The following is a 22124-nucleotide window of genomic DNA, read 5'->3' on the forward strand; positions in this document are numbered from 1 at the left end:
TGAGGTTCCAAATCATGAAGTCGTGTCTCGTCGTTGACGACTCGAAGGTTATCCGGAAGGTCGCGCGACACATTCTGGAAGGACTCGATTTCACCGTGTCCGAGGCCGGCGATGGGCAGGAGGCGCTTGATGCCTGTCTTGCCAGCGCACCTGACGTAATCCTGCTCGACTGGAACATGCCGGTGATGAGCGGCATGGATTTCCTGCGCGCGCTGCGTGAAACCGACATCAGCCCGCGGCCCAAGGTGGTGTTCTGCACCACAGAGAACGGCATGGCCCACATCCGCGCCGCCATCGAGGCGGGCGCCGACGAATACGTCATGAAGCCGTTCGATCGCGAGACGCTGGCCAGCAAGCTGCAGATCGTCGGCGTCGCCTGAACGCCATGGCCCGATCCCAGGCCTTGTCCGCTACTCTGGCGAGTGCGCGTGCCCGCGTGCTGATCGTCGACGATTCCTCCGTCGCGCGCGCCGTGCTGACGCGGATGGTGGAGGAAGCGGCGGCCTGTTCGGTGGCAGCGGCGGTGCCCGATATTGCGGGGGCACTGCGGTTCCTTGCCGCCGATCGGGTCGATGTGATCCTGCTCGACCTCGAGATGCCGGGTATTCATGGGCTGGTTGGCCTGCCGGATATCATTGCGGCGGGGGCCGGGGCGAAGGTGCTGGTGGTTTCCTCGGCGGCCGGCGAGGGCGCTGCCGCGACCATCGAGGCGCTGGCGCTGGGGGCGGCGGATACGCTGGTGAAGCCGGGCCGCTACGTGACGGCAGGCAGCTTCGCCATGACTCTGGCGGAAAAGCTGATCCGGCTGGCCGAGCAGTCGGAGCCGGTCCTGCGGCCTGCAACGGCGCAGCCTGCCGCTCACCATGACTTCGACGTGGTCGCGATCGGGGCCTCTACGGGCGGGATTCATGCGCTGAACAGCCTGCTCCAGGCGCTGCCGGCGACGTTTAGAAAGCCGATCGTGATTACCCAGCATCTGCCCGCCAGCTTCATTCCCTATTTTGCGGGACAAGTGGCCACCGCCACCGGACGCATGTGCCAGGTTGCGGCTGACAAGATGGTGATTGGCGACGATATGATCCTGGTCGCGCCAGGTGACGCGCATGTGACGGCGGTGCCGCTGCCGAAGGGACGGGCCGCCATCCGGCTGAACCGCGATCCCGTGGCGAACGGCAACATGCCGTCCGTTGATCCGATGTTCGAAAGCTTCGCGGATTGCTTTGGGCCCCGCCTGCTGGCGGTGGTGCTGAGCGGCATGGGGCGTGACGGCTTTGCCGGGGCACGACGGGTGCGGTCGGCAGGCGGCACCGTGGTCGCGCAGGATCAGACAAGCTCCGTCGTGTGGGGGATGCCGGGCGCAGTTGCGGCTGCCGGTCTCGCCAACGCCGTGCTGACGCCCGGAGCAATCGGCGACTATATCGCCGCTCAACACGGCGTAGCGGCGTGATCGCTGATCGCACCCTTGCGCTGAGCGATGCCAGCGCAGTCACCATGTCCGCGCTCGCCGCCCTGCTGGAGGCGCGCACGGGTCAGCGGATTGCGCCCAATCGCGCGTGGAGGATCGACACCGCGCTGAAGCCGATCGCCGTCGAACGGGGCGCCGCCTCGATCGACGAACTGGTCGCGGGTGTGCGCGACGGTAGCAACATCGCGTTGGCCGATCGCATCGTCGACGCGCTGCTGAACCAGGAAACGTCCTTCTTTCGCGACGGGGGCGCGATCGAGGCCGCCGCGGAGGCAATCACCGCCGTCTCGAACGGCACACCGCGCATCTGGTGCGCGGGCTGCTCCACGGGGCAGGAGCCGCTGTCGCTTTCCATTGCCCTGACCGAAAGAGGGACGGCGCACGAACTCGTCGCCACGGATGTCTCCGGCCTGGCGATCAACCGAGCGCGCGCTGGCCGCTACTCACAATTCGAGATCCAGCGCGGACTGCCCATCCGCCGCATGTTGCGTTGGTTTGATCAGGACGGCTCGGACTGGATCGCTCAGCCCGAGCTGGTGCGGCGGATCACTTGGCGTCGCAGCAATCTGGTACTGGATGCGCCGCCCGCAGGAGGGCTTGACGGCATTTTCTGCCGCAATGTCCTGTTTTATCTCGCGCCCGATCTTCGCCCGCGCGTGCTCGACACAATCGCGCGCGCGCTTCGGCCTGGCGGTTTGCTGATGCTGGGCGCCGGGGAGACGGTGCTTGGTCAATCGAGCCGCTTTGCACCCAGCAAGCGCTTCCGGGGCCTGTACGAGCTGAGCCCAAACGGGTGATGGGCATGGCCGTAGCCGGGTAGCGGCACGGGATGCTAGGGTCGCGCATCCTATCGCGGGGCCGCAGGAGTAATCATGACGCCAGTTGAGGCGCCATCGCCGAATTTTGATGATCGTATGCTGCCGATCACGATGATCGTGCTTCATTACACCGGCATGGTGGACGGGGCCTCGGCGCTGGCCCGGCTTCGTGACCCGGAAGCGAAGGTTTCCGCGCACTATCTGGTCGACGAGGACGGAACCGTCACGCGGCTGGTGCCGGAGGACAAGCGGGCCTGGCATGCCGGCAAGTCACACTGGCGCGACATCGAGGATGTGAATTCCGCCTCTATCGGGATCGAGATCGTCAATCCCGGTCATGAGTTTGGCTATCGCCCGTTCCCGGACGTGCAGATCGACGCGGTGATCCGCCTGGTGCATGAAATCAAGGACCGGTACGAAATCACCCGCGGCAACATTGTCGCGCATTCGGACGTCGCACCGGCACGTAAGCGCGATCCGGGCGAGCTGTTCCCCTGGGGGAAGCTGGCACGGTTGCGGCTGGCATTGCCGCGGCCGACCAAGAACCTGATGGACCCCATGTGGGGAGAGGCTGCGTTCCTGCTGGCGCTCGAACGCTTCGGCTATGACGTGAGCGACAAGATGGCGGCGATCATCGCCTTTCAGCGGCGCTTCAGGCCCGAGCTAATCGACGGCGAAATCGATGCCGAGTGCCGCATGATCCTTCTGGCGCTGCTGCTGCCTAGGCCGCAGGGGGATGATTGAACTTTCGGCAGTTCAAGCGGAGACGATTGAGGCAGCTGCTGCCGTGAGGGGCGGATCTGGGGTCGAGCGCAGGAACGATCTGCCGAAGATCCCGCTCTTCTGTTCGCCTGCTCACCTGAGTTGATGCACGGTCTGTCACTGCCACGTATTGGTCGGCAGACCGGCGACATGCTGTCAGTTGCTCTGACTCAAGAAGATTGGAGCGACGGTGTCCGAGCGACGCGAGCCGTCATTATCGCGATTCGTGTCAGGACGAGACGCGCTCGAGCGCGATGGGTTTGTGGTGTTCGACCACGTATTCACGCCGGAGGAACTAGGCGAGGTCGAACGGCTTGCCGACCTTCTCCTGGGCGGCACCTTGCCAGTCCACCAGCAACGCCGGCTGCAGCAATTCATGGGCGATATGGCGCCCTTGGAAGGCGCCGAAGGGAATGCGCACGATGGGGGGTGGCGACAGCCCGAGCTGGAATATGCGTCCTGTCTGCAGCCGGGATTGCTGGACACCGGGGTGTTCCGGAAATGCCGGCAAATGGCAAAGGCGCTAGGCGGCCAGGTATCGCGGCGCTTCGATCATCTGATCTACAAGTTGCCGAATAGCCGAACGGCTACTCCCTGGCATCAGGACGCGGCCTATTCGAAACCGAGATTTGCCGGCGACGCGACCGCCCTTCATTTCTGGGTTCCCTTGCAGGATGCCACGGCCGAGAACGGCTGCATGCATTTCGAACCAGGCAGCCACCGCGCGCTTCTGCGAACACATGGTCAGTTTACGCGGCGAACGGGTGAGAAGGGGTTTCAAGCGGCCGAGACAGAACCGGCAGGGGCAGTGGTTTGCCCTGTGCAGCGGGGTGGGCTGACCATCCACACGCCTCAGACGCTTCACTACGCCGGGCCCAATGTGACGTTGGAAACCCGAAAGGTCTGGATCATCCAGTTCGCGCGTTTCGGGGCGGTGCGGCTGAAGTTCAAGCAGCTGATCGGTCTCGCTCCCGGCCGCTTGCGCGGTTAGCTCAGCCGGGGTCATCCGCTCAGTTGCCGAGGACACCGCGATTGCATTCCCCCGTGGGCGCGCTACAGCCGGCGCACACCAGAGGGCCGGGCGGCCGCGTCGTGCCATGCGCACGCCGAGGAAAGTCCGGGCTCCATGGAACAACGGTGGCGGGTAACGCCCGCCGGGGGTGACCCCAGGGAAAGTGCCACAGAGAGCAGACCGCCCAATCTTCGGATGAAGGCTTCGGCCGGGCAAGGGTGAAAGGGTGCGGTAAAAGCGCACCGCGCTTCCGGTAACGGCGGCGGCATGGCAAACCCCACCGGGAGCAAGACCGAATAGGGGCGGCATGGGGACTTTGATCCCCGGGGTGTGTTCCCACCTGCTGCCCGGGTTGGTTGCTGGAGCGCGTCGGCAACGGCGCGCCGAGAGGAATGGTCGCCCATCCCGTAAGGGTGGACAGAACCCGGCTTACAGGCCCTCTGGTGTTTGCCTTTAACCTTGGCGCCTCAATCGCTAAATGGCGGGGGATGGCGCGTTCTTCCCGATCCAACGACTGGGGCTTTCCCCGCTGGCGCGAATATGGCTCAGCGCGCGAGGCGACCAAGGTACGGCTGTGCGACCGGCATGGTTGCAATGAGCCGGGCGACTGTCCCGCGCCCAAATCGCCCAACAGCCCGGAACGGTGGTATTTCTGTCAGACGCATGCCGCCGAATACAATCGCGGCTGGAACTATTTCGAGGGGCTGAACGCCGAAGAAGCTGCGGCGCGTGAGCAGGCCGAACGGCGCGATGCGTCGGGCTACGAACAATCACGTTACCAGAGCTGGGCCGGGTCCGGCGACGGCAGCCGGTCGCGTGACGAGATGCGCGCGCTCGAGGTTCTGGAGCTGGAGACCGACGCCACGTTCGATGATGTCAGACTGGCTTGGCGACGTCTGGCGAAGACCAATCATCCCGATGTGCGGCCGGGCGACAAGGATGCCGCCAAGCGCTTTCAGGCGATCCAGGCAGCATATGAAGTGCTGCGCGCGGCCGAAGATCGGCGGACGTGGAAGCCCGCGTGAAGCAGGCCAGGGCGCATTGGCGCGGTGCGGTGCTGGTTTGCGCAAAATGTTCGAAGAAGGTTGATGGCGGCTTTGGGCCGAAGGGGCGCGACCGACTGGCCAAGGCGCTGCGGCGCGAGCCGGGTTTCGGCAAGGGTCGAAAGGCGGACATCGGCGTGGTGGAGGTGAAATGCCTTGGCCTTTGCCCCAAGAATGCAGTGACGGTGGTTGATACGCGCCGCCCGCACGAATGGCTCGTGGTGCCCGCCGCTTCCGACGTGGCCGACCTGGCAACGCGCTTTTCCTGAACGTCGGGCAAGTCGAGCCGAGCGAGCCGGGAAAACACGGCTTCGGCGTGGACCGAACGAAGCCGGCCCCGGGGCAGCCGGCGCAGTCCGCCTCTTCACGCGCTGGCTTCGGCGAGCAGCCAATCACGAAAAGATCGCATCGCCGGATCGGGTTTGCGCGAGTGGAGGCGCGTGAGCCAGTACCGGCCCGCATCGACCTCGATCGCAAACGGCTGCACCAGCCGTTCCGACGCCAATTCCCGGCCGAACATGATCGACGGCGCAAGTGCAACGCCCAGCCCGGAGGTCGCCGCGGCTACCATCACAGCCGAGCTGTCGAACATCGCCCCGCGCGCCGGTGGCGGCGCGACTCCCGCGACCGAGAACCACTCGGCCCATTCGTTGGGTCGATAGGACCGGAGCAGTCGCTCGCGTGTCAGGTCTGCTGGCGAGTGTAGTCGCCGCGCCAGAGACGGCGTGCAAAGCGGCGTGAGCGGCGCCGTCATCAGCGCCTCGGCATGGGTTCCGTGCCATGCCCCGTCTCCGAAACGGATGGCGAAATGCAGCGCCTCGCCGGCGAGATCCACACGGTTGTTGTTGATCGTGATGCGACAATCGATGTGCGGGTGCGCGTCGGTGAAGCGATCCAGGCGCTCGAGCAGCCAACCGGTCGCGAACGTGCCGACAACGCCGATGTTCAGCGTCTGCTGAAATCGCCCGTCCGCATAGCGATCGAGCGTTGCCGCGACTTTGTCGAAGGCTTCTGCAACGGCGGGCACCAGTGCGTGGCCATCGTCGGTCAGGGCGAGGCCGCGCGGCAGCCGATCAAACAGCCGAGTGGACAGCCTGCGCTCCAACTGGGTCACCTGATGGCTCACCGCGCTTGGCGTGACGCAAAGCTCGATCGCGGCGCGCGTGAAGTTGAGATGACGCGCAGCCGCCTCAAAGGCGCGAAGGGCGTTCAGCGGTAATTGGGCCCGGTCCATGACCAACCATCAATTTTTCTCAAGCCTGTGTCGAGCTATGACCGTTTGTCGGATGGGAGCGCGCGGCACATGATCGCGGCCAAAGGAGATGCGATCATGTTCAGGCGATGCGCCTTTCTGCTGCCTGCTGCCCTCATCGGTATGGCGGCCGCCCCACAGGCGGACGATCCGTTGACACGGCCGCTGGCGGTGGAGCGAGAGCCGACATGGCTGGCGCCGCGTCCGCCGGTCCGAGTGATCGGCAATACTTATCTTGTTGGCTTTGGTGGGCTGAGCGTTGCGCTGATCGACACTGGCGAAGGGCTGATCCTGATCGACGGTGCCTTGCCGCAGGCGGTGCCGGCGATCCTCGCCAATGTGCGAGCGCTCGGCTTTGTCCCGCGCGACATCAAATATATCCTTAGTACCGAGCCGCACTTCGATCATGCCGGCGGGGTCGCCGCGCTTGCGCGGGACACCGGCGCGACGGTCGTCGCCAGCGAACGTGGGGCGCAAGGGCTGCGGACCGGGCGCCTCGCTCAAGATGATCCGCAGCTTGGTTATGACGGCCGCTTTCCGGCCGTGGAAAGGGTACGGGTCATTCGCGATCGCGAGGTGCTGCGGCTGGGCAGGACGGGGGTCACGGCCGTCGCCACCCCGGGGCATACGCCGGGAAGCATGAGTTGGAGTTGGCAATCATGCGATGCGGGCGAGTGCAAGAGCGTCGTCTTCGCGTCCAGCCTCAACCCGGTCTCGGCGGACGGCTATCGGTACACATCGGCCCCCGGCAAAACTGTGGTGGCAGCTTTTCGGCACAGCCACCAAGTGATGCGGACGATCCCCTGCGATATCCTGATCAGCGCCCATGCCGATCAGAATGGCGCGACGGAGCGGTTTCTGACCGCCCCTGGCGCTTGCCGGGCCTATGCAGAGGCGTCGGAGCGCGCGCTGGCCAAAAGATTGCAGGAGGAAGGGGCGAAATAGGGCAGGGCATTATTCCTGCCGAAGCGCGGGCTGCTGCTGAACCGCTGGCCCGCGGCGGCTGCCTTAGAGGTAGCGGGCGGCTGTCTCGCGGATCAGGGTGATCATGTTGGGAATGCCCTGGGTCCGGTTCGAACTGAGCTGGTTCTTGAGGTCGAACGGGGCAAGCGCTTCTGCGATATCCGTTCCCGCAATCTCAGCGGGCGCACGATCCTGCACTGTTTTCAGGACCAAGGCGATGATGCCCTTGGTGATGGCGGCGTTGCTGTCCGCGAGAAAGTGAAGGGTTCCGTCCTCACTGCGGGTTGGATAGACCCATACGGAAGCGGAGCAGCCGCGCACCAGCGTCGCGTCGGTCTTCAGCGCGTCCGGCATCGGCTCCAGTGCGCGACCGAGATCGATGAGGAGACGATAACGATCGTCGGCGTCGAGGAACTCATATTCATCGCGGATATCGGCGAGATCGGGCGAGGGCTCTGGCATCGCTGTTGCGACTAGCCCCTCGCCGGGAAGGCGGCAACCAGATGGAGCACAGAGGGGAGGATCAAAGGTCCACCCCGGCTGCGATCGCCTCCAACTTGCGGATGCGCTCGCGAAGGTCTGCGATTTCGATGCGGGCGCTGGCGCTGGTCGGTGCAGGCGTACGGGCGTCGGCGTCCTGGCGGAGTTCCTGCTCCTTCAGGCGGAGCCAGCCGCGCCAGCCGGCGAGGCTAGCCGAGATCAGCATCGCCAGTCCCGCAAGAGCGGCTGTTGCCATGATCAGGTAGAAGCTCGGGTCGGACATGATGTCTGCTCCCTTGTTCGACTTAGCGACCGCGCAGTTCCTCGATCTGACGGCTCAGATCGACGCTGCCGTGATTGTCGGTGATGACGCGCTCCAGGACGGCAATGCGCTCCTTGAGCTGCCGGATCTCGTCCCGGTTCGCGATCAGTTCGGCGGGCGGCTGCCCCTCATCCAAGCGAGCCATCGCACGATATCTCTCCTTTGAGGTGCGAGCGATTGCGGTGATCAAGACAATCGCGATCACCATGAAGGCGACAGACCAGGGCATCACGCTATTCCTTTATCCAGGTGATTTCAGTTCGGGCGGTCGGAAATGGCCGGCACATCACGCAGGCTTTCGATCTGGTCCGCGATGGAGATGCCCTTGTCGGTGACGATCCGTTCGAGCACCCGTACCCGCTGCTCCAGCCGCTCGGTGTGAGCAGCATATTGTGCCGCCTTTTCTGCCGTCTGCGCGGTGAGCGCCTCCGCCATGCGTTCCTTGTGCTTAAGCCAGCGCTGGAACATGTTGCTGCCGATCCCGAGGATCACGGGCAATCCGACAACGATCATGAAGAAGGTGAGAAAGACCCAGGGCTGCATGATGTCGCTCCTCAGTTCGCGCGGGTGCGCAGCTGCTCGATTTCCTGCGCCACCATGTGGCCGCTGTCGGTGACGATCCGCTCCACGTTCTGGAGCCGGTCCTTGATCGCGCCCAGCTCTGCGCGAAGCTGGCCGTTCTCCTGAGTCAGCAGCTTGACCCGCTCGATCGTCTCGTCGTCCCGCTTGGGGTAGAGCGCCTGGCCCCACTGGCCGTCCAGAGGATAGCCATTGCGGATGCGCATCCAGGTCGTGGCAACCCAGCCGACCATCGCGGCGATGCCAACGGTGGCGATCACCGGCGCGAGAGCGGAGAACATCTGGATCTTTTCGGCCGCAGTCATGGCAATCGCTCCTTTCAGCGGGTGCGCAGTTGATCGATTTCGTGGGCGGTGCGGACGGCCGGGTCGGTGGCGATCCGCTCAAGGACGGCGATGCGTTCCTCCAGCCTGCTGACCATGCCGGCGAGGCGTTCGTTCTCACCCGTCAGCAACTCGACCTTTCGGGTCGCTTCCGGTGTATCCTTGCCGATGTTGCGGCCCCAATCGTCGCTGATCGAATAGCCGTGTTTGGCGCGGATCCAGTTGTTGATCAGCCAGGCTCCCGTGGCGATCAGGACGATCGCCAGCACGAAGAACGGTCCTCCGACATCCATCATCCGTCTCCTCAGGCGTTGGCGCTCAGCGCAGGCGCTCGATTTCTTCCGCCAGTTGCGTGTTGCGGCTGGTGTAGTGAGTTTCGATGTCGGCCAGGCGACGGTCGAGCTCCCGGAACTTGGAGCGGACCTCTGCCGTGGTGCGCTTCGGATTGGAGCGCACGCCCTGCCAGAACTTCGCGTCCTCAGGCGATCCGTAGAGGTTTGCCGGGCGATCCTGTGCCATCCATCCGATCAGGAGATAGGCGATCAGCGTCCATGGGAAGCCGCCGGCGAGGGTCAGGAGGATCATGGCGATCCGCACCCAGAGTACCTCGATCCCGGTATAGTCGGCGATCCCGGCGCAGACGCCCTTCCACTTGCGCTCCTGCCGATTGAGGTAGAATTTCGTTCGGCTGTTGTCGGCCATCAGTTCCTCCTCAGGTTCCGGTCTTCGAGCCGGTAATCGGGTTGCGAGCGGTAGTCGGCGATGCCCGGGCGGAAGTCTGGATTGTCCGCGGCGACGATGCGTTCCACGGTGTTGACCCGGTCTTCCAACCGCTTCGCCAGCGAGTGAAGCTCATCGAGCAGCGCTTCGTCCTCGGTGGTCATGGCGCCGGGCGCCTGCTTCCACTTCGTCACATAGTGCATGATCAGCCAGGGCAGCCCGATGAAGAGCATGCCCACGACGAACACTGGTACGAGCACGTCTTCCATCTCAATTGTCCTTGTTCAGGCGAGCCTTCAGCGCGGCCAGCTCGGCATCGATCTTGTCGGCGGCCTTGAGTTCGGCGATCTCCTCGTCGAGGCTCTTGGGCAGGGCACCCAGCCCAAGGGCGTCGGCGCGTCCCTCCGCCTCGTCCACCTTGCGTTCCAGCATCTCGAAGCGGCTGAAGGCGTCGTGGGTGCGTGGGCCATTCCACATCTCCCGCAGGCGGGAGCGGTTGTTGGCGCTCTCCAGCCGGGTGGCGATGTTGTTCTGGCGGGTGCGCGCCTCACGCAGCTTGTTCTGCAGCTTGGCGATGTCCTCTTCGGAGCCGCGGAGCGTGTCGTCGAGCACCGCCACTTCGGCGCGAAGCTGCTCGATCATGTCCGTCGCCTTCTGACGCTCCATCAGTGCTGCCTTGGCGAGATCTTCGCGATCCTTGGACAAGGCGAGTTCCGCCTTTTCTGTCCAGTTCGCCTCGATCTCCGAAAGCTTGTTCATGTGGCGCCGCATCTCCTTGATGTCGGCGATCGTCCGTGCAGCGGAGGCGCGCACCTCGACGAGCGTCTCTTCCATCTCCAGGATGATCATCCGGATCATCTTGGCTGGATCTTCTGCCTTTTCGAGCAGCTCTGCCATGTTGGCGGCGACGATGTCGCGGGTGCGGGAAAAGATGCCCATCAACGAAACTCCTGGTGATGCCCTTTTATAGGCTTGCCGCCGGGGCGAAGCGAGGGAAGACCCGCCCCGGCGGCGCCGTTCACGCCACCGCGCGAACGATGGGGGCCGCGCCCCCGGCCGGACCGACGGCGCCGATCACCATGGTGGTGCTGAACACGACGGCGAAGGCGATGGCGGCAAGGCTGCGGCCGAGGTTTGCGAACTGGGTCATGGCGGATCTCCTTGCTGAACCTGGTGTCTTTTTCACCGCTCTCGGCGGTTATGCCGACTGCTTTGCAGGGGCCGTGCCAATTGTTGTCGCGCTAACCGCGGCGGCGCAGATTGCGGCGCGAAAAATGAATAGTGCAGTTAAATCAATATGATGGGGCTCGCCGTGTGACCTGCCCCGATTGGGCGCCTGTGATTTGTAAGAGTCAAACACGTATTGCCAAGCATTGGTGAGATGCGCCAAAGCTTGGGTGAACAGGGCGGCGGGCGATGGCAGAGCGGACAAGTCAGGTAATCGGCCAGTCAGGGGCATTCCTCGATGCCTTGGAGCGCGCCAGCCGTGCGGCCGCACTCGACCGGCCAGTACTGGTGATCGGGGAGCGCGGGACCGGCAAGGAACTGGTGGCCGAGCGCCTGCACCGTCTTAGCCCGCGATGGGACCAGCCGCTTGTCGTGATGAACTGCGCCGCTTTGCCAGAGACGCTGATCGAAGCGGAACTGTTCGGCCACGAGTCGGGCGCATTTACCGGCGCGACCAAGGCGCGGGTGGGCCGCTTCGAGGAAGCGGACGGGGGAACGCTGTTCCTCGACGAGCTGGGCACGCTTTCGATGGGCGCGCAGGAGCGGCTGCTGCGCGCGGTCGAATATGGTGAGGTGACGCGCATCGGTGCGTCGCGCCCGATACGTGTTGATGTGCGCATCGTCGCGGCAACCAACGAGCATTTGCCCGACAAGGTCGATCGGAATGAATTTCGTGCCGACTTGCTGGATCGCCTGTCGTTCGAGGTGGTGACGCTGCCGCCGCTTCGCGCGCGCAAGAGCGACATCCTTATCCTGGCCGATCACTTCGGACGCCGGATGGCGGCGGAAATGGGCTGGGAACGCTGGCACGGCTTTTCACCAGCGGCGCAGGAGGCGCTGCGTGAATATCGCTGGCCCGGCAACGTGCGCGAGTTGCGAAATGTCGTGGAGCGCGCCGTCTACCGTTGGGAACGCGACGGACCGATCGAGGCGATCGAGTTTGATCCGTTCCAGTCACCCTATCGCCCCGGCAACAGCGCTGCGCCCCAGCAGCAGCAGCCGGCGCCCGCGATGCCGCGGCCACCCCAGCCCGCGCCCACCAGCGACGGCGATGAGGTGGCGGCCTGCGACGTTGGGCCATCCGACTTCAAGAGCAGGGTCGCCCTGTTCGAAAAAGAGCTGCTTTCGCGCGCGCTGGCGGAGAACCGGTTCAATCAGCGCGCGACCGCTGACGCTTTGGGGCTCAGCTATGACCAGCTTCGCCACGCGCTTCGCCGCCATGACCTGATCGGAGCGGTTGCGTAACGAGGCGGGCGGAGCCATTTGGGTGGCGTCGCGTTCCCTTGCGCAACCCCGAAAAGGAGGATTTCCATGGCATTTGAACTTCCGCCGCTGCCGTACGACTACGACGCGCTCGAGCCGGTTATCTCCAAGGAGACGATGACCTTCCACCACGACAAGCATCACGCAGCCTATACCGCGAAGCTGAACGAGGGCGTGGCCGCCGATCCGAAGCTGGAGGGCAAGTCGATCGAGGAGATCATGGGCATGATCTCGTCGCTGCCGCCGCTCGTGCGCAACAACGGCGGTGGATATTGGAACCACGACTTCTTCTGGAAGATCATGACCAGCCCGTCCAAGAGCGGTCAGCCGACCGGCGCGCTGAAGGACGCGATCGATGCCTATGGCGGCCTCGACAAGCTCAAGGAAGATTTCAACACCAAGGGTGCGGGCCAGTTCGGCTCCGGCTGGGCCTGGGTCATCAAGGATTCGTCAGGCGCGCTGAAGGTCACCTCGACGCCGAACCAGGACAATCCGCTGATGGACGATGCCAAGGAGAAGGGCACGCCGATCCTGGGCAATGACGTGTGGGAGCACGCTTATTACCTCACCTACAAGAACGATCGCCCCGGCTACCTGAAGGCTTGGTGGGATCTGGTGAACTGGGAAGAGGCCGGCCGTCGCTTCGACGCTGCCTGATTTTGTCTGCCGCCCTGCGCGGGAGAGAAGGGGGCGGGCCCGAGCGGGCCTGCCCCCTTTTTCGTGGCGAGCAAATGGGCAGTGTGCGCGTACGCCTGCGCCGGCTTGGGGAAGGAAGCGACGTCATGCTGAACTTGCGCCAGCATCGGTTGCTTCAGGGGCGAGGCTGTAGCTTGCGGAAGTACGGACCCTGAAACGAGTTCAGGATGACGGTGCGTTGCAGGGGTAGGCTGCGGCTCTTTTCCGTCCGAAAGCGGAAGAGCCGATCATCGCTGGCGTCGTGGCGCGCGGGAAAGGGTCCCGCTGGCTCCCTGAGTAGGATTCGAACCTACGGCCGCTCGATTAACAGTCGAGAGCTCTACCGCTGAGCTATCAGGGAACGCTGCGGGAGGCGCGTCTTTAGCCGGATTCTCGGCGCTTGCAACCCCCGTTTGCGCAGAAAAAATCAGGCGACGAACTGTTCCATGGTGATCCGGTCGTCCAGCGCGTGCTCGGGGTCGAACAGCAGCGTCAGCTCGCGGGCGCGGTCGATGGCGATGTCGACCTGAGCCACGTCGCGGATCTCACGCTGGTCCGCCACTGCCGACACCGGCCGCTTGCCGGGATCGAGCACGCGCAAGCTGACGCGCGCCTTGTCGGGCAGAATAGCGCCGCGCCAACGACGCGGGCGAAAGGCGCTGATCGGCGTTAGCGCGATCATTGCCGAGCCGAGCGGCAAGATGGGGCCATGCGCCGAAAGATTATAGGCGGTCGACCCTGCCGGCGTGGCAACAAGGATGCCGTCGCAGGCCAGTTCTTCCAGCACGACGCGGTCATTCACCCGCACCTCGAGCTTGGCCGTCTGGCGGGTCTCGCGCAACAGCGAGACTTCGTTGATCGCCGGCATGGTATGGATGCGGCCGTCGATACCCGTTGCCGTCATCAACAGCGGCGTCACCTTGAAGGCGCGCGCGTTCGACAGTCGCTCCTCCAGGTCGTGCTGGCGCCACTCGTTCATCAGGAAGCCGACGGTGCCCAGGTTCATGCCGAACACCGGCACGTTGGCACGCCTGGTGTCCAGAAGCGTGTGCAACGTCTGCAGCATGAAGCCGTCACCGCCGAGGGCGATCACCACATCGGCTTCGTCGATCGTGCACCAGTCCCAGGCATCGGCAAGTATCGCGCGGGCGCCCTGGGCCTGGGCGGTTGGCGAGGCGACCAACGCCCGCCGCTGATAATCACTCATCCGCCTGTTACACTCATGTGCCGCGATACCGCGGGCGCTGCGTTGCGCTCGATGCGGAAGTCGTGCCGCGCCGGCTTGCCCGCGATGCCGAGCCGGATCGCATCGTCCAGCGCAGCCACGCCCCCGTCGCGCAAGGCGGCCTTCAGATCGACCTGATCGTCATGCCCGAGGCACGAGTACAGTCGTCCTTCGGTGGTAAGGCGCACGCGATTGCAGCCGTCACAGAAATTCGCTGTCAGCGGAGAGATCAGGCCGAGGCGAGTCTTGCCGCCATTTACCCGCCAGTAGCGCGCCGGCCCGCCAGTGCTGACGCCATCGCGTTCCAGGTCGAACTGCATCGACAAGCGATCGAATACGGCGGTGAGCGGCACGAACCGGTCCGTGCGATCCTCGTCAATCGCGCCCAGCGGCATGGTTTCGATCAGCGTCAGATCATGGCCCTCACCGATGCACCAGTCGAGCATCGGGGCGATTTCATCTTCGTTCAGGCCCTTCAGCGCGACCATGTTGATCTTCACCGCCAAGCCGGCCCGCTTGGCGGCGGCAATTCCCTGAAGCACCTGGTCCACATCGCCATGCCGGGTGATATGCCGGAACAAGGCGGGATCGCGGCTGTCGAGGCTGATGTTCAGGCGCCTTATGCCTGCATCTGCCAGCGCCTCTGCATGATCGGCGAGGCGAGTGGCGTTGGTCGTCATGGTCAGTTCGTCCAAGCCATTGCCGACATGACTGCCGAGCCGCTGAACGAGTTCCACCACATCGCGGCGCACGAGCGGCTCGCCGCCCGACAACCGGATCTTGCGCACGCCAAAATCAATGAAGCGCTCGGCGATGATCGCGATCTCTTCCAGCGCGAGCAGCTTGCTGCGCGGCAGGAACGTCATCTTCTCCGCCATGCAATACCGGCAGCGAAGATCGCAGCGATCCGTGACCGAAATGCGCAGATAGCGGATCGCCCGGCCGAAACCGTCGACAAGGCCGGGGGCGGCGGGCGTAACTCCCATAACGGAACAGCTAGGCGCTGAAGAGCCCAGGGACAAGGGTAGGTCCGTAGTTGCTGCCAGCCCGAGCCACTCATACGGTCGCCGGGTGGGCATCATGGTAAGCGAAACCGTCGAAGTGGCACTGGCCGAGGGCAGCGAAGCGCTGGCCGCTCTCGTCACGACTGCTGGCGCCCGCTCCGGTGGCGACTGGGCGGAAGTGTTGCTGGTCGATGCGCGTGCCGATCAGCGGTGCGTCGCCGATGCGGAAGCGATTGCGGCTACTGCCCGGCAAGCGCTGCTGGCCATCGTCTCTGACCAGTGCGGCGCCGCTGCGGCTTATGAAGCCGGGGCCACCCACGTCTCGCTCGGCGATCCCACCACCGAATCGCTGACGCTCGCGCTTCGCTTCGCCGGCCGATACGCGCGCCGGCTGCGTGGAACGGGCCGTATGCGCCGGGCAGGGGAGGCGGTCGAGGGCGCCGTCACCCGCTTCATTGGCGACGGCGATCCCGCAGAGCCGGCGACGGTGGCGCTGGTTGCGATTACCCGGTTCGATACGGTGAATGCCGCATTCGGGCGGGAAGCGGGCGATCAACTGCTGCGACAGGCAGCGGCCCGGCTCGCGGCGGTCCTGCCGCCGTCAGCCGTGATCGAACGCGATCATGGCGCCCGGTTTGTCATTGCGGTGCGCGAAGGAGGCGACGCCGCGCGGGCCCGTGTCGCGGCAATCGAGGGCGCGCTGGGGCGCGGCTTCACCCTTGGCTGCGAAGAAGCGCGCCTTGGCGTCCGAATCGGGGTTGCCCATCGCGAAGCTGGCGAGCCCGCACGCTCGCTGGTTACGCGCGCGACCGAGGCGCTGGCCAAGGCCGCCGCCGGCGACGGCGCGAACGTGCGCTTTGCCCCGCGGCTGCATGTTACCGCGGGGCTGGATCTCGCCGCGGACCTGCACCGGGCGATCGACCGTCGCGAGATCGACATCCTGTTTCAGCCGCAGGTGATGCTGGATAGCGGGCGGATCACCGGCGTGGAGGCGCTGGCCCGGTGGGAGCATCCGGTGCACGGCGTGCTCGGCGCCAACACCCTGTTCTCGGCGGCCGATCGCGCCGGTTTGGGGCTGGCGCTGTCCGAGCATATCCAGCTGCTGGCGCTGACGCGGGCGGCAGCCTGGCAGGGCCAGCTTGCCGCCTTGCGGGTCGCGGTGAACGTCACCGCGGCGGATCTTGCCCGATCCGATTTCGTGACCCACTTCCTGTCGCTCGTGGAGCGTTCTGGCATCGCGCCCAGCCGGGTAACCGCGGAAGTGACGGAAAGCGGCTTCGTCACTGACCTTCCGTTGGCGGCCGAACGATTGGAGCAATTGCGGGCACGGGGGCTACGCATCGCCATCGATGATTTCGGCACCGGCTATTCCAGCCTCGCCTATCTGAAGGCGCTGCCGCTGGACTATCTGAAGGTCGATCGCAGCCTGACCAAGGACATCGCCGGCGCGCCGCGAGCGCGCGTGGTTGTGCGCGGGATCCTGGACATCGCGGCGGGACTGGGTTTGCAGACCATTGCGGAGGGCGTCGAGAACGCCCGCGAGCGGGATCTTCTCGCCGCCGAAGGCTGTACCCTTTACCAGGGATTCCTATGCGCCGGGCCGCTTGATGAGCGGGCCCTGAAGGCGCTGGTGGAGGAACATCGGCAATGATCCAAGCAATGCTGACGCCGGTCGCGGCCGCAGCGGCCGCACTGGCGTCGCCGCAGGCCGCGATCGAGGCGGAAATGGCGGCCAGCGCCGCCGGCTGGAACGCCGGTTCACTGGAGCGGTTCATGGCAGTTTATGCCGATGATGCCGTTTATGCGTCCGGTAAGGAGTTGGCGCGCGGCAAGGCGGCGATTGCGAGCCGCTACGCCAAGAGCTTTGCGGACGGGGCGAACAGCCGCGGACGACTGGCGTTCCAGCCGGTCGCGTGGCGTACGATCAGCAACGTCCACATGCTGCTGGTAGCGCGCTGGTCGCTGACGCCAGCCGCTGGTGAGGCGCAAGGCGGGCTCACGACGTTGTTGTTCGAGCGTCGCAAGGAGGGCTGGAGGATCATCGCCGATCACAGCTCCTGAGTGGTGGCGCCCCGGTCAGGAGGAGTGGCGGAATGAGGGTCTTCACCATCGGCTATGAAGGGGTGACGATGGACGAGTTCATCGCCGCCTTGCAGACGGCAGGGGTGGAGCGAGTGATCGACGTGCGGGCGCTGCCATTGTCGCGGCGGCCGGGTTTTTCCAAATCGATCCTGGCGGCGACGCTGCGCGACACGGGCATCGACTATGTCCATCTAAAGGCGCTGGGCACGCCCAAGCGCGGGCGGGATGCGGCAAAGAAGGGCGATGTGGCGACCTTGCGCGCCGTGTACGAAGATCAGTTGGCGCTTCCGGAGGCGCAGGCCGCCGCGGCGCAGATGCGCGCGCTGGCCGCAGAGAGGCCGTCCGCATTGCTGTGCTATGAGCGCGATCCCTGTCACTGCCACCGCACCTTGCTGTTGCAGGCCGAGGGGGACGGAGCCGAGGTGGTCGACCTCTATACGTGAGCGAGGTGGTGCTTCCGTATCTTTCGGAAGCGAGCGGCAAGGCGCTGCGCACGGCCGAAGTGACGGCCGAATGCCGGCGTACGCCTAGGGCAGCGCGTAGCCGACGGTAGACTGGGCGATCAGCCGATCCTCGCTGTCCTGCCAGATGCGGACGTCGACGCTGGCAAGTCGGCGGCCGAGCTTCAGCAGTCGTGCATCGGCGAACACAGCGCGGTGATTGCACGGCCGCAGGAAGGTAATGGACAGCGCGTTCGTGACGGCCATCTGCTCCGGGCCATGGTGCGCCGCGATCACGGCGTAAGCGGCGAGATCGGCCAGCGTCATCAGCGTCGGGCCGGAAACGATATTGCCGGGCCGAAGCGTGGACGCGTCGGGATCGAGCCGGATCCGCAGATGGCCGGGCGTGAGGCTGACGACCTCGCCTAGTTTTGCCGGATCGCTGGCTGGGAAAGCAGCGGTGAGGAAGCCGGTCACTTCCTCCGCCGTCAAACGCAGCGTGAGCGGTGATCCGCCGGAGGAACTGGCCATGGACGCGATCAGCCGGTGACTGGGAGCCGGACGGTGCCGTCATCCTCGCGGTGGAGCGCGCTGTACGCGACCACGGTATCGAGCGTCAGCGGGCCATAAAGGTGCGGGAAGAGTTGACCACCGCGGCTCTCTTCCCACCGGATCTTCTCGCCGAGCGCCTCCAGATCGACAGCCGCGACGTGCAGATCGTCCTGCCCGGCGAAGTGCTTGTCGACAGTTTCCGTCAACTGTCCTGCGGTGGACAGATGAACGTAGCCATCGGCCAGGTCCACCGGCGCGCCGGCAAAGGTGCCGTCGCGTTCGAGCGCGGCCATCTGATCGCCGGTCAGCACCTTGTAAGCAGTCTTCGGGTGGCTCATTGTCCGTCCTCTGGTCCCGCGGCGGCATCATCGCCGACCGTCGCGCCGGTGTCCGGAGCGATTTCAGGCGCGGACAGTTCCGCGGCCACCGCTTCCTCCAACGCATTCTCGGGCTCCGGCTCCTCATCGATCCGCGCACAGCCCACGACATGTTCGTTGTCGCTGACGTTGAAGAGGCGCACGCCGGCCGATCCGCGACCGATCACGCGAAGGCTCGCCAACGGCATGCGGATCATCTTCGCCTGATCGGTGACGAGCATCAGCTGGTCGTTCTTGCTGGCCGGGAAGCTGGCGACGACCGGGCCGTTGCGGGCGATATTGTCGATGTTGGTGATGCCCTGACCACCGCGGCCGGTGCGGCGATACTCAAACGCCGAGGACAGCTTGCCATAACCGTTCGCGCAGACGGTGAGGATGAATTGTTCGTGCGCGCGCAGGAATTCGAATCGGTCCATCGGGATCTGCGGCTCGCCTTCACGCTCGGTCGCCTTCCAGGGGGCGAAGCGGAGATATTCCTCGCGCTCCTCCTGCGTGGCGCCAGTGCGGTGCAGGATCGAGAGCGAAATCACCTCGTCGCCGGGCGCGAGGCGCATGCCACGCACGCCGGTGGAGTTGCGGCTCTGGAATTCACGCACGTCGTCGCCAGGGAAGCGGATCGCCTTGCCCTGGCGGGTGGCGAGGAGGACGTCGTCATTCTCCTCCAGCAGCGCGACCCCGATCAGGCGATCGTCGGCATCGTCGCCTTCGAACTTCATGGCGATCTTGCCGTTCGAGGGCACGTTGGTGAACGCGTCCATCGCGTTGCGGCGGACGCTGCCCCGCGCGGTCGCGAACATGACGTGGAGCTTGCCCCATTCCGATTCGTCCTCGGGCAGCGGCAGGACGGTGGAGATCGTCTCGCCCGGCTGGAGCGGGAGGAGGTTGATCATTGGACGGCCGCGGGTGTTCGCGCTGCCCTCGGGCAGGCGCCATACCTTCATGCGATAGACGCGGCCGAGCGTGGAGAAGAACAGCACCGGCGTGTGCGTCGAGGTGACGAAGAGGCTGGTGACGGCATCCTCGTCCTTCGTCGCCATGCCGCTGCGGCCCTTGCCGCCGCGCGCCTGGGCGCGGAACGCCTCCAGGGGCGTGCGCTTGATATAGCCCTGCATGGTCACGGTGACGACCATGTCCTCGCGCTCGATCAGATCCTCGTCGTCGATGCCGTCGGCGGCAGCGGCGATCTCGGTCCGGCGCGGGGTGGCGAAGAGTGTGCGGATCTCGGTGAATTCCTCGCGCATCACCGCGTAGAGCTTAACGCGGTCGGCGAGGATCGCGAGCAGCTCGGCGATCGATTCGGCGAGCGTCTTGAGCTCGTCACCGATCTCGTCCCGGCCGAGCGCGGTGAGGCGGTGGAGGCGCAGGTCGAGGATCGCGCGGACCTGGATTTCCGACAGGCGATAGCTGTCGCCGGTGATCTCGGTCTCGACCGCCTCGACCAGCTTGATGTAGCCGGCGATCTCCGCGATCGGCCATTCGCGCGCCATGAGGGCGGCGCGGGCCTCGGCAGGCGAAGCGGAGCCGCGGATGATGCGGACGACCTCGTCGAGGTTGGTGACCGCAATGACGAGGCCGAGCAAGATGTGCGCCCGGTCGCGCGCCTTGGCGAGTTCGAACTTCGAGCGGCGGGTGATGACCTGCTCGCGGAACTGGACGAAGGCGGCGATGATGTCGCGCAGCCCCAGCATTTCCGGGCGGCCGCCGCGGATCGCGAGCATGTTGGCGGGGAAGCTGCCCTGCGCGGGCGTGTGGCGCCACAGCTGGTTCAGCACCACCTCGGGCGTCGCATCGCGCTTCAGCTCGATGACGACGCGAACGCCGTCGCGGTTTGATTCGTCGCGGACATCGCCGATGCCCTCGATGCGCTTGTCCTTGGCGGCCTCGGCGATCTTCTCGACCAGCGCGTTCTTGCCCTGCTGGTACGGGATTTCGGTGAGGACGATCGAGCGACGCTCCCCGCGTCCTTCCTCGATGACGTAGCGCGAGCGGACGATGATCGAGCCGCGACCCGTTTCATAGGCGCTGCGCGCGCCCGCACGGCCAAGGATGACGGCGCCGGTCGGGAAGTCCGGCCCCGGCACGATCTCCATCAATTCCTCGGTCGTCAGCGGTTCGCCGCCGCTGACCGCGCGATCGAGATAGGCAAGGCAGGCGTCGATCACTTCGCCGAGGTTATGCGGCGGGATATTGGTCGCCATGCCGACCGCAATGCCGCCCGCGCCGTTGACGAGCAGGTTCGGGAAGCGCGCCGGCAGGACCGAGGGTTCGCTTTCCGAACCGTCATAGTTCGGCTGGAAATCGACCGTGTCCTTGTCGAGATCGTCGAGCAGGTAATCGGCGACGCGCGACAGGCGCGCCTCGGTGTAACGCATCGCGGCGGGGGGATCGGGATCCATCGAGCCGAAGTTGCCCTGGCCGTCGATCAGCGGGGCGCGCATCGACCAGTCCTGCGTCATGCGCGCCAAGGCGTCATAGATCGCAGTGTCGCCGTGCGGGTGATATTTACCGATCACGTCACCGACGATGCGGGCGGACTTTCGGTAGGGCCGATTGTAGGTGAAGCCGCTTTCGTTCGCCGAATAGAGGATGCGCCGGTGCACCGGCTTCAACCCGTCGCGAACGTCGGGGAGCGCGCGTGCCACGATCACGCTCATCGCGTAATCGAGGTAGCTGGTCTTCATTTCCTCGACGATGGAGATCGGCGCGATATCCGAAGGGTCGGCGAGGACGGTCTCGTCGGTCAAAACGCTACTTTCACTATGGGGTTCGTCTTGGTCTCGCTCTAGGAGGCTGCAACCCAAATGTCACGCGTACGTACGTGCGCGCGCGAGGGGAAGGATGCGGCCGCGAGCGGGTTAGGGCGCAATCTCCACGCCGTCCCAGCTGATCAGCTTCCCGCTGTCCTGCGGCTTCAGTCCGTCGATGACGTCCAGAAGCTGCACCGCGGCGCGATCCGGCTTGAACAGGTCGCGCCCGCTTTGCTGGAACGGTCGAGACAGCTTTGTATCAACCGTGCCGGGATGCAGCGCGACGACGATCCCGCGCTCGTTCCGTCGCCGGTCTTCTATCGCCAGGGTGCGGACAAGCTGGTTCAGTGCGGCCTTGCTCGCGCGATAGCCGTACCAGCCGCCGAGCCGATTGTCGGAAATGCTGCCCACTCGGGCAGAAAGCACGGCGAGCACGGATCGGCCGGTCCGCGGCATGATCGGCAGGAAGTGTTTTGCGACCAGCGCCGGGCCGATCGCATTCACCGCATATTGCCGCGCCAGCCAGGCGGGATCGAGATCACGCAGGGCCTTCTCCGGGCCGTGCTCGCCATCGTGCAGGAGCCCCGTCGCCACCACCACCAGTTCGGGCGTGCCGGCGGCAGCTGCCGCGCGGGCGATCGAGGATTCGTCCATCAGGTCCAGCTGCGGACGGGAGAGGCGTTGTATGGCGGCTCCTTCGTCCTCCAATGCATCCGCCAATGCGCCGCCGATACCGCCCGAGGCGCCAATGATCACGGTCTTCATGCACGTGCGGCTAGGCGCGCAAATCATT

31 protein-coding genes, 1 tRNA gene and 1 other RNA gene are annotated in these 22124 nt (G+C 65.3%); 15 read left to right on the forward strand and 18 right to left on the reverse strand.

Annotation, left to right across the window (positions count from 1 at the left end):
• Positions 1–14 precede the first annotated feature (14 nt).
• The 8 genes from LQ954_RS03350 to LQ954_RS03385 all read left to right on the forward strand — a co-directional run bounded on the left by LQ954_RS03350 (position 15) and on the right by LQ954_RS03385 (position 5369).
• Entirely contained in the window at positions 15–380 is a 366-nt protein-coding gene (locus LQ954_RS03350; RefSeq protein ID WP_227771091.1) for a response regulator, read from the forward strand.
• Positions 381–403: 23 nt separating this feature from the next.
• Complete coding sequence (locus tag LQ954_RS03355) at positions 404–1447, forward strand: chemotaxis protein CheB (RefSeq protein WP_269142118.1); 1044 nt, start codon at positions 404–406, stop codon at positions 1445–1447.
• 44 nt (positions 1448–1491) lie between these two features.
• Complete coding sequence (locus LQ954_RS03360; RefSeq protein WP_231022710.1) at positions 1492–2262, forward strand: CheR family methyltransferase; 771 nt, start codon at positions 1492–1494, stop codon at positions 2260–2262.
• A gap of 75 nt (positions 2263–2337) precedes the next feature.
• Entirely contained in the window at positions 2338–3027 is a 690-nt protein-coding gene (locus LQ954_RS03365) for an N-acetylmuramoyl-L-alanine amidase (protein ID WP_227770854.1), read from the forward strand.
• Positions 3028–3271: 244 nt separating this feature from the next.
• Positions 3272–4036, forward strand: coding sequence for a phytanoyl-CoA dioxygenase family protein (locus LQ954_RS03370; protein WP_330999934.1), 765 nt, complete (start codon positions 3272–3274; stop codon positions 4034–4036).
• Between the two features lie 78 nt (positions 4037–4114).
• Positions 4115–4505: RNase P RNA component class A (gene rnpB / locus LQ954_RS03375), an RNA gene on the forward strand.
• Between the two features lie 40 nt (positions 4506–4545).
• Positions 4546–5082, forward strand: a complete 537-nt coding sequence (locus tag LQ954_RS03380) for a J domain-containing protein (protein ID WP_227770853.1) — start codon at positions 4546–4548, stop codon at positions 5080–5082.
• Positions 5079–5369, forward strand: coding sequence for a (2Fe-2S) ferredoxin domain-containing protein (locus LQ954_RS03385; RefSeq protein ID WP_321576537.1), 291 nt, complete (start codon positions 5079–5081; stop codon positions 5367–5369). The genes LQ954_RS03380 and LQ954_RS03385 overlap by 4 nt, the downstream gene beginning before the upstream one ends.
• Positions 5370–5464: 95 nt before the next feature.
• Here LQ954_RS03385 and LQ954_RS03390 read toward each other — a convergent pair whose 3' ends face one another.
• Positions 5465–6334 (reverse strand): LysR family transcriptional regulator, encoded by an 870-nt coding sequence (locus LQ954_RS03390; RefSeq protein WP_231021957.1) that lies wholly within the window; start codon positions 6332–6334, stop codon positions 5465–5467.
• A gap of 96 nt (positions 6335–6430) precedes the next feature.
• On the opposite strand from LQ954_RS03390, the gene bla reads away from it, so the two are divergent.
• Positions 6431–7297 (forward strand): subclass B3 metallo-beta-lactamase, encoded by an 867-nt coding sequence (gene bla, locus LQ954_RS03395; protein WP_443026599.1) that lies wholly within the window; start codon positions 6431–6433, stop codon positions 7295–7297.
• A gap of 63 nt (positions 7298–7360) precedes the next feature.
• Here bla and LQ954_RS03400 read toward each other — a convergent pair whose 3' ends face one another.
• The 10 genes from LQ954_RS03400 to LQ954_RS16090 all read right to left on the reverse strand — a co-directional run bounded on the left by LQ954_RS03400 (position 7361) and on the right by LQ954_RS16090 (position 10889).
• Complete coding sequence (locus LQ954_RS03400; RefSeq protein ID WP_231021959.1) at positions 7361–7777, reverse strand: SufE family protein; 417 nt, start codon at positions 7775–7777, stop codon at positions 7361–7363.
• 61 nt (positions 7778–7838) lie between these two features.
• Complete coding sequence (locus LQ954_RS03405) at positions 7839–8078, reverse strand: hypothetical protein (protein ID WP_227770849.1); 240 nt, start codon at positions 8076–8078, stop codon at positions 7839–7841.
• Positions 8079–8100: 22 nt separating this feature from the next.
• A complete protein-coding gene (locus LQ954_RS03410; protein ID WP_227770848.1) occupies positions 8101–8346 on the reverse strand; it encodes a hypothetical protein in 246 nt (81 codons plus the stop codon).
• A 26-nt stretch (positions 8347–8372) separates the two neighbouring features.
• The gene (locus LQ954_RS03415; protein WP_227770847.1) at positions 8373–8660 is read right to left on the reverse strand and encodes a hypothetical protein; all 288 of its coding nucleotides are present in this window, start codon (positions 8658–8660) and stop codon (positions 8373–8375) included.
• An 11-nt stretch (positions 8661–8671) separates the two neighbouring features.
• Positions 8672–9001, reverse strand: coding sequence for a hypothetical protein (locus LQ954_RS03420; RefSeq protein WP_227770846.1), 330 nt, complete (start codon positions 8999–9001; stop codon positions 8672–8674).
• 14 nt (positions 9002–9015) lie between these two features.
• Positions 9016–9312: a hypothetical protein gene (locus LQ954_RS03425; RefSeq protein WP_227770845.1), complete on the reverse strand. Its 297-nt coding sequence runs from the start codon at positions 9310–9312 to the stop codon at positions 9016–9018.
• A 25-nt stretch (positions 9313–9337) separates the two neighbouring features.
• Positions 9338–9721, reverse strand: a complete 384-nt coding sequence (gene pspC, locus LQ954_RS03430) for an envelope stress response membrane protein PspC (RefSeq protein WP_227770844.1) — start codon at positions 9719–9721, stop codon at positions 9338–9340.
• Positions 9721–10008, reverse strand: a complete 288-nt coding sequence (pspB, locus tag LQ954_RS03435) for an envelope stress response membrane protein PspB (protein ID WP_227770843.1) — start codon at positions 10006–10008, stop codon at positions 9721–9723. Before pspB ends, pspC begins: the two co-directional genes overlap by 1 nt.
• 1 nt (position 10009) lies before the next feature.
• Entirely contained in the window at positions 10010–10678 is a 669-nt protein-coding gene (pspA, locus tag LQ954_RS03440; RefSeq protein ID WP_227770842.1) for a phage shock protein PspA, read from the reverse strand.
• Positions 10679–10757: 79 nt separating this feature from the next.
• Positions 10758–10889, reverse strand: a complete 132-nt coding sequence (locus LQ954_RS16090) for a hypothetical protein (RefSeq protein ID WP_265333985.1) — start codon at positions 10887–10889, stop codon at positions 10758–10760.
• Here LQ954_RS16090 and LQ954_RS03445 point away from each other — a divergent pair.
• The 3 genes from LQ954_RS03445 to LQ954_RS03455 all read left to right on the forward strand — a co-directional run bounded on the left by LQ954_RS03445 (position 10888) and on the right by LQ954_RS03455 (position 12886).
• Complete coding sequence (locus LQ954_RS03445; RefSeq protein WP_231021962.1) at positions 10888–11040, forward strand: hypothetical protein; 153 nt, start codon at positions 10888–10890, stop codon at positions 11038–11040. The two genes, LQ954_RS16090 and LQ954_RS03445, sit on opposite strands and share 2 nt — an antisense overlap.
• Positions 11041–11155: 115 nt before the next feature.
• Entirely contained in the window at positions 11156–12211 is a 1056-nt protein-coding gene (gene pspF, locus LQ954_RS03450) for a phage shock protein operon transcriptional activator (protein ID WP_231021964.1), read from the forward strand.
• A 66-nt stretch (positions 12212–12277) separates the two neighbouring features.
• Entirely contained in the window at positions 12278–12886 is a 609-nt protein-coding gene (locus LQ954_RS03455; protein WP_227770840.1) for a superoxide dismutase, read from the forward strand.
• 304 nt (positions 12887–13190) lie between these two features.
• Here the strand turns inward: LQ954_RS03455 and LQ954_RS03460 are convergent.
• From LQ954_RS03460 to moaA, 3 genes are all read right to left on the reverse strand, one after another.
• Positions 13191–13265, reverse strand: a tRNA-Asn gene (locus LQ954_RS03460).
• A gap of 66 nt (positions 13266–13331) precedes the next feature.
• Positions 13332–14111, reverse strand: a complete 780-nt coding sequence (locus LQ954_RS03465; protein WP_227770839.1) for an NAD kinase — start codon at positions 14109–14111, stop codon at positions 13332–13334.
• Positions 14108–15115 (reverse strand): GTP 3',8-cyclase MoaA, encoded by a 1008-nt coding sequence (moaA, locus tag LQ954_RS03470; protein ID WP_231021966.1) that lies wholly within the window; start codon positions 15113–15115, stop codon positions 14108–14110. Before moaA ends, LQ954_RS03465 begins: the two co-directional genes overlap by 4 nt.
• Before the next feature lie 94 nt (positions 15116–15209).
• On the opposite strand from moaA, the gene LQ954_RS03475 reads away from it, so the two are divergent.
• The 3 genes from LQ954_RS03475 to LQ954_RS03485 are packed head-to-tail and all read left to right on the forward strand — an operon-like array spanning position 15210 to position 17658.
• The gene (locus LQ954_RS03475; protein ID WP_231021968.1) at positions 15210–16784 is read left to right on the forward strand and encodes an EAL domain-containing protein; all 1575 of its coding nucleotides are present in this window, start codon (positions 15210–15212) and stop codon (positions 16782–16784) included.
• On the forward strand, positions 16781–17194 hold the full coding sequence (locus LQ954_RS03480) for a YybH family protein (protein ID WP_231021970.1): 414 nt from the start codon (positions 16781–16783) through the stop codon (positions 17192–17194). Before LQ954_RS03475 ends, LQ954_RS03480 begins: the two co-directional genes overlap by 4 nt.
• Before the next feature lie 32 nt (positions 17195–17226).
• A complete protein-coding gene (locus LQ954_RS03485) occupies positions 17227–17658 on the forward strand; it encodes a DUF488 domain-containing protein (RefSeq protein WP_231021972.1) in 432 nt (143 codons plus the stop codon).
• 84 nt (positions 17659–17742) lie between these two features.
• On the opposite strand, the gene LQ954_RS03490 is transcribed toward LQ954_RS03485, so the two are convergent.
• From LQ954_RS03490 to LQ954_RS03505, 4 genes are all read right to left on the reverse strand, one after another.
• Positions 17743–18186, reverse strand: coding sequence for a PaaI family thioesterase (locus tag LQ954_RS03490; protein WP_227770834.1), 444 nt, complete (start codon positions 18184–18186; stop codon positions 17743–17745).
• 8 nt (positions 18187–18194) lie between these two features.
• On the reverse strand, positions 18195–18545 hold the full coding sequence (locus tag LQ954_RS03495; RefSeq protein WP_227770833.1) for a DUF952 domain-containing protein: 351 nt from the start codon (positions 18543–18545) through the stop codon (positions 18195–18197).
• Positions 18542–21328: a DNA gyrase subunit A gene (gene gyrA / locus LQ954_RS03500; protein ID WP_227770832.1), complete on the reverse strand. Its 2787-nt coding sequence runs from the start codon at positions 21326–21328 to the stop codon at positions 18542–18544. Before gyrA ends, LQ954_RS03495 begins: the two co-directional genes overlap by 4 nt.
• Before the next feature lie 111 nt (positions 21329–21439).
• Positions 21440–22096, reverse strand: a complete 657-nt coding sequence (locus LQ954_RS03505; RefSeq protein WP_231021974.1) for an SDR family oxidoreductase — start codon at positions 22094–22096, stop codon at positions 21440–21442.
• Between the last annotated feature and the right edge of the window lie 28 nt (positions 22097–22124).

The sequence above is a fragment of the Sphingomonas sp. IC-11 genome (genome assembly GCF_021043365.1).
Lineage (GTDB): Bacteria > Pseudomonadota > Alphaproteobacteria > Sphingomonadales > Sphingomonadaceae > Sphingomonas.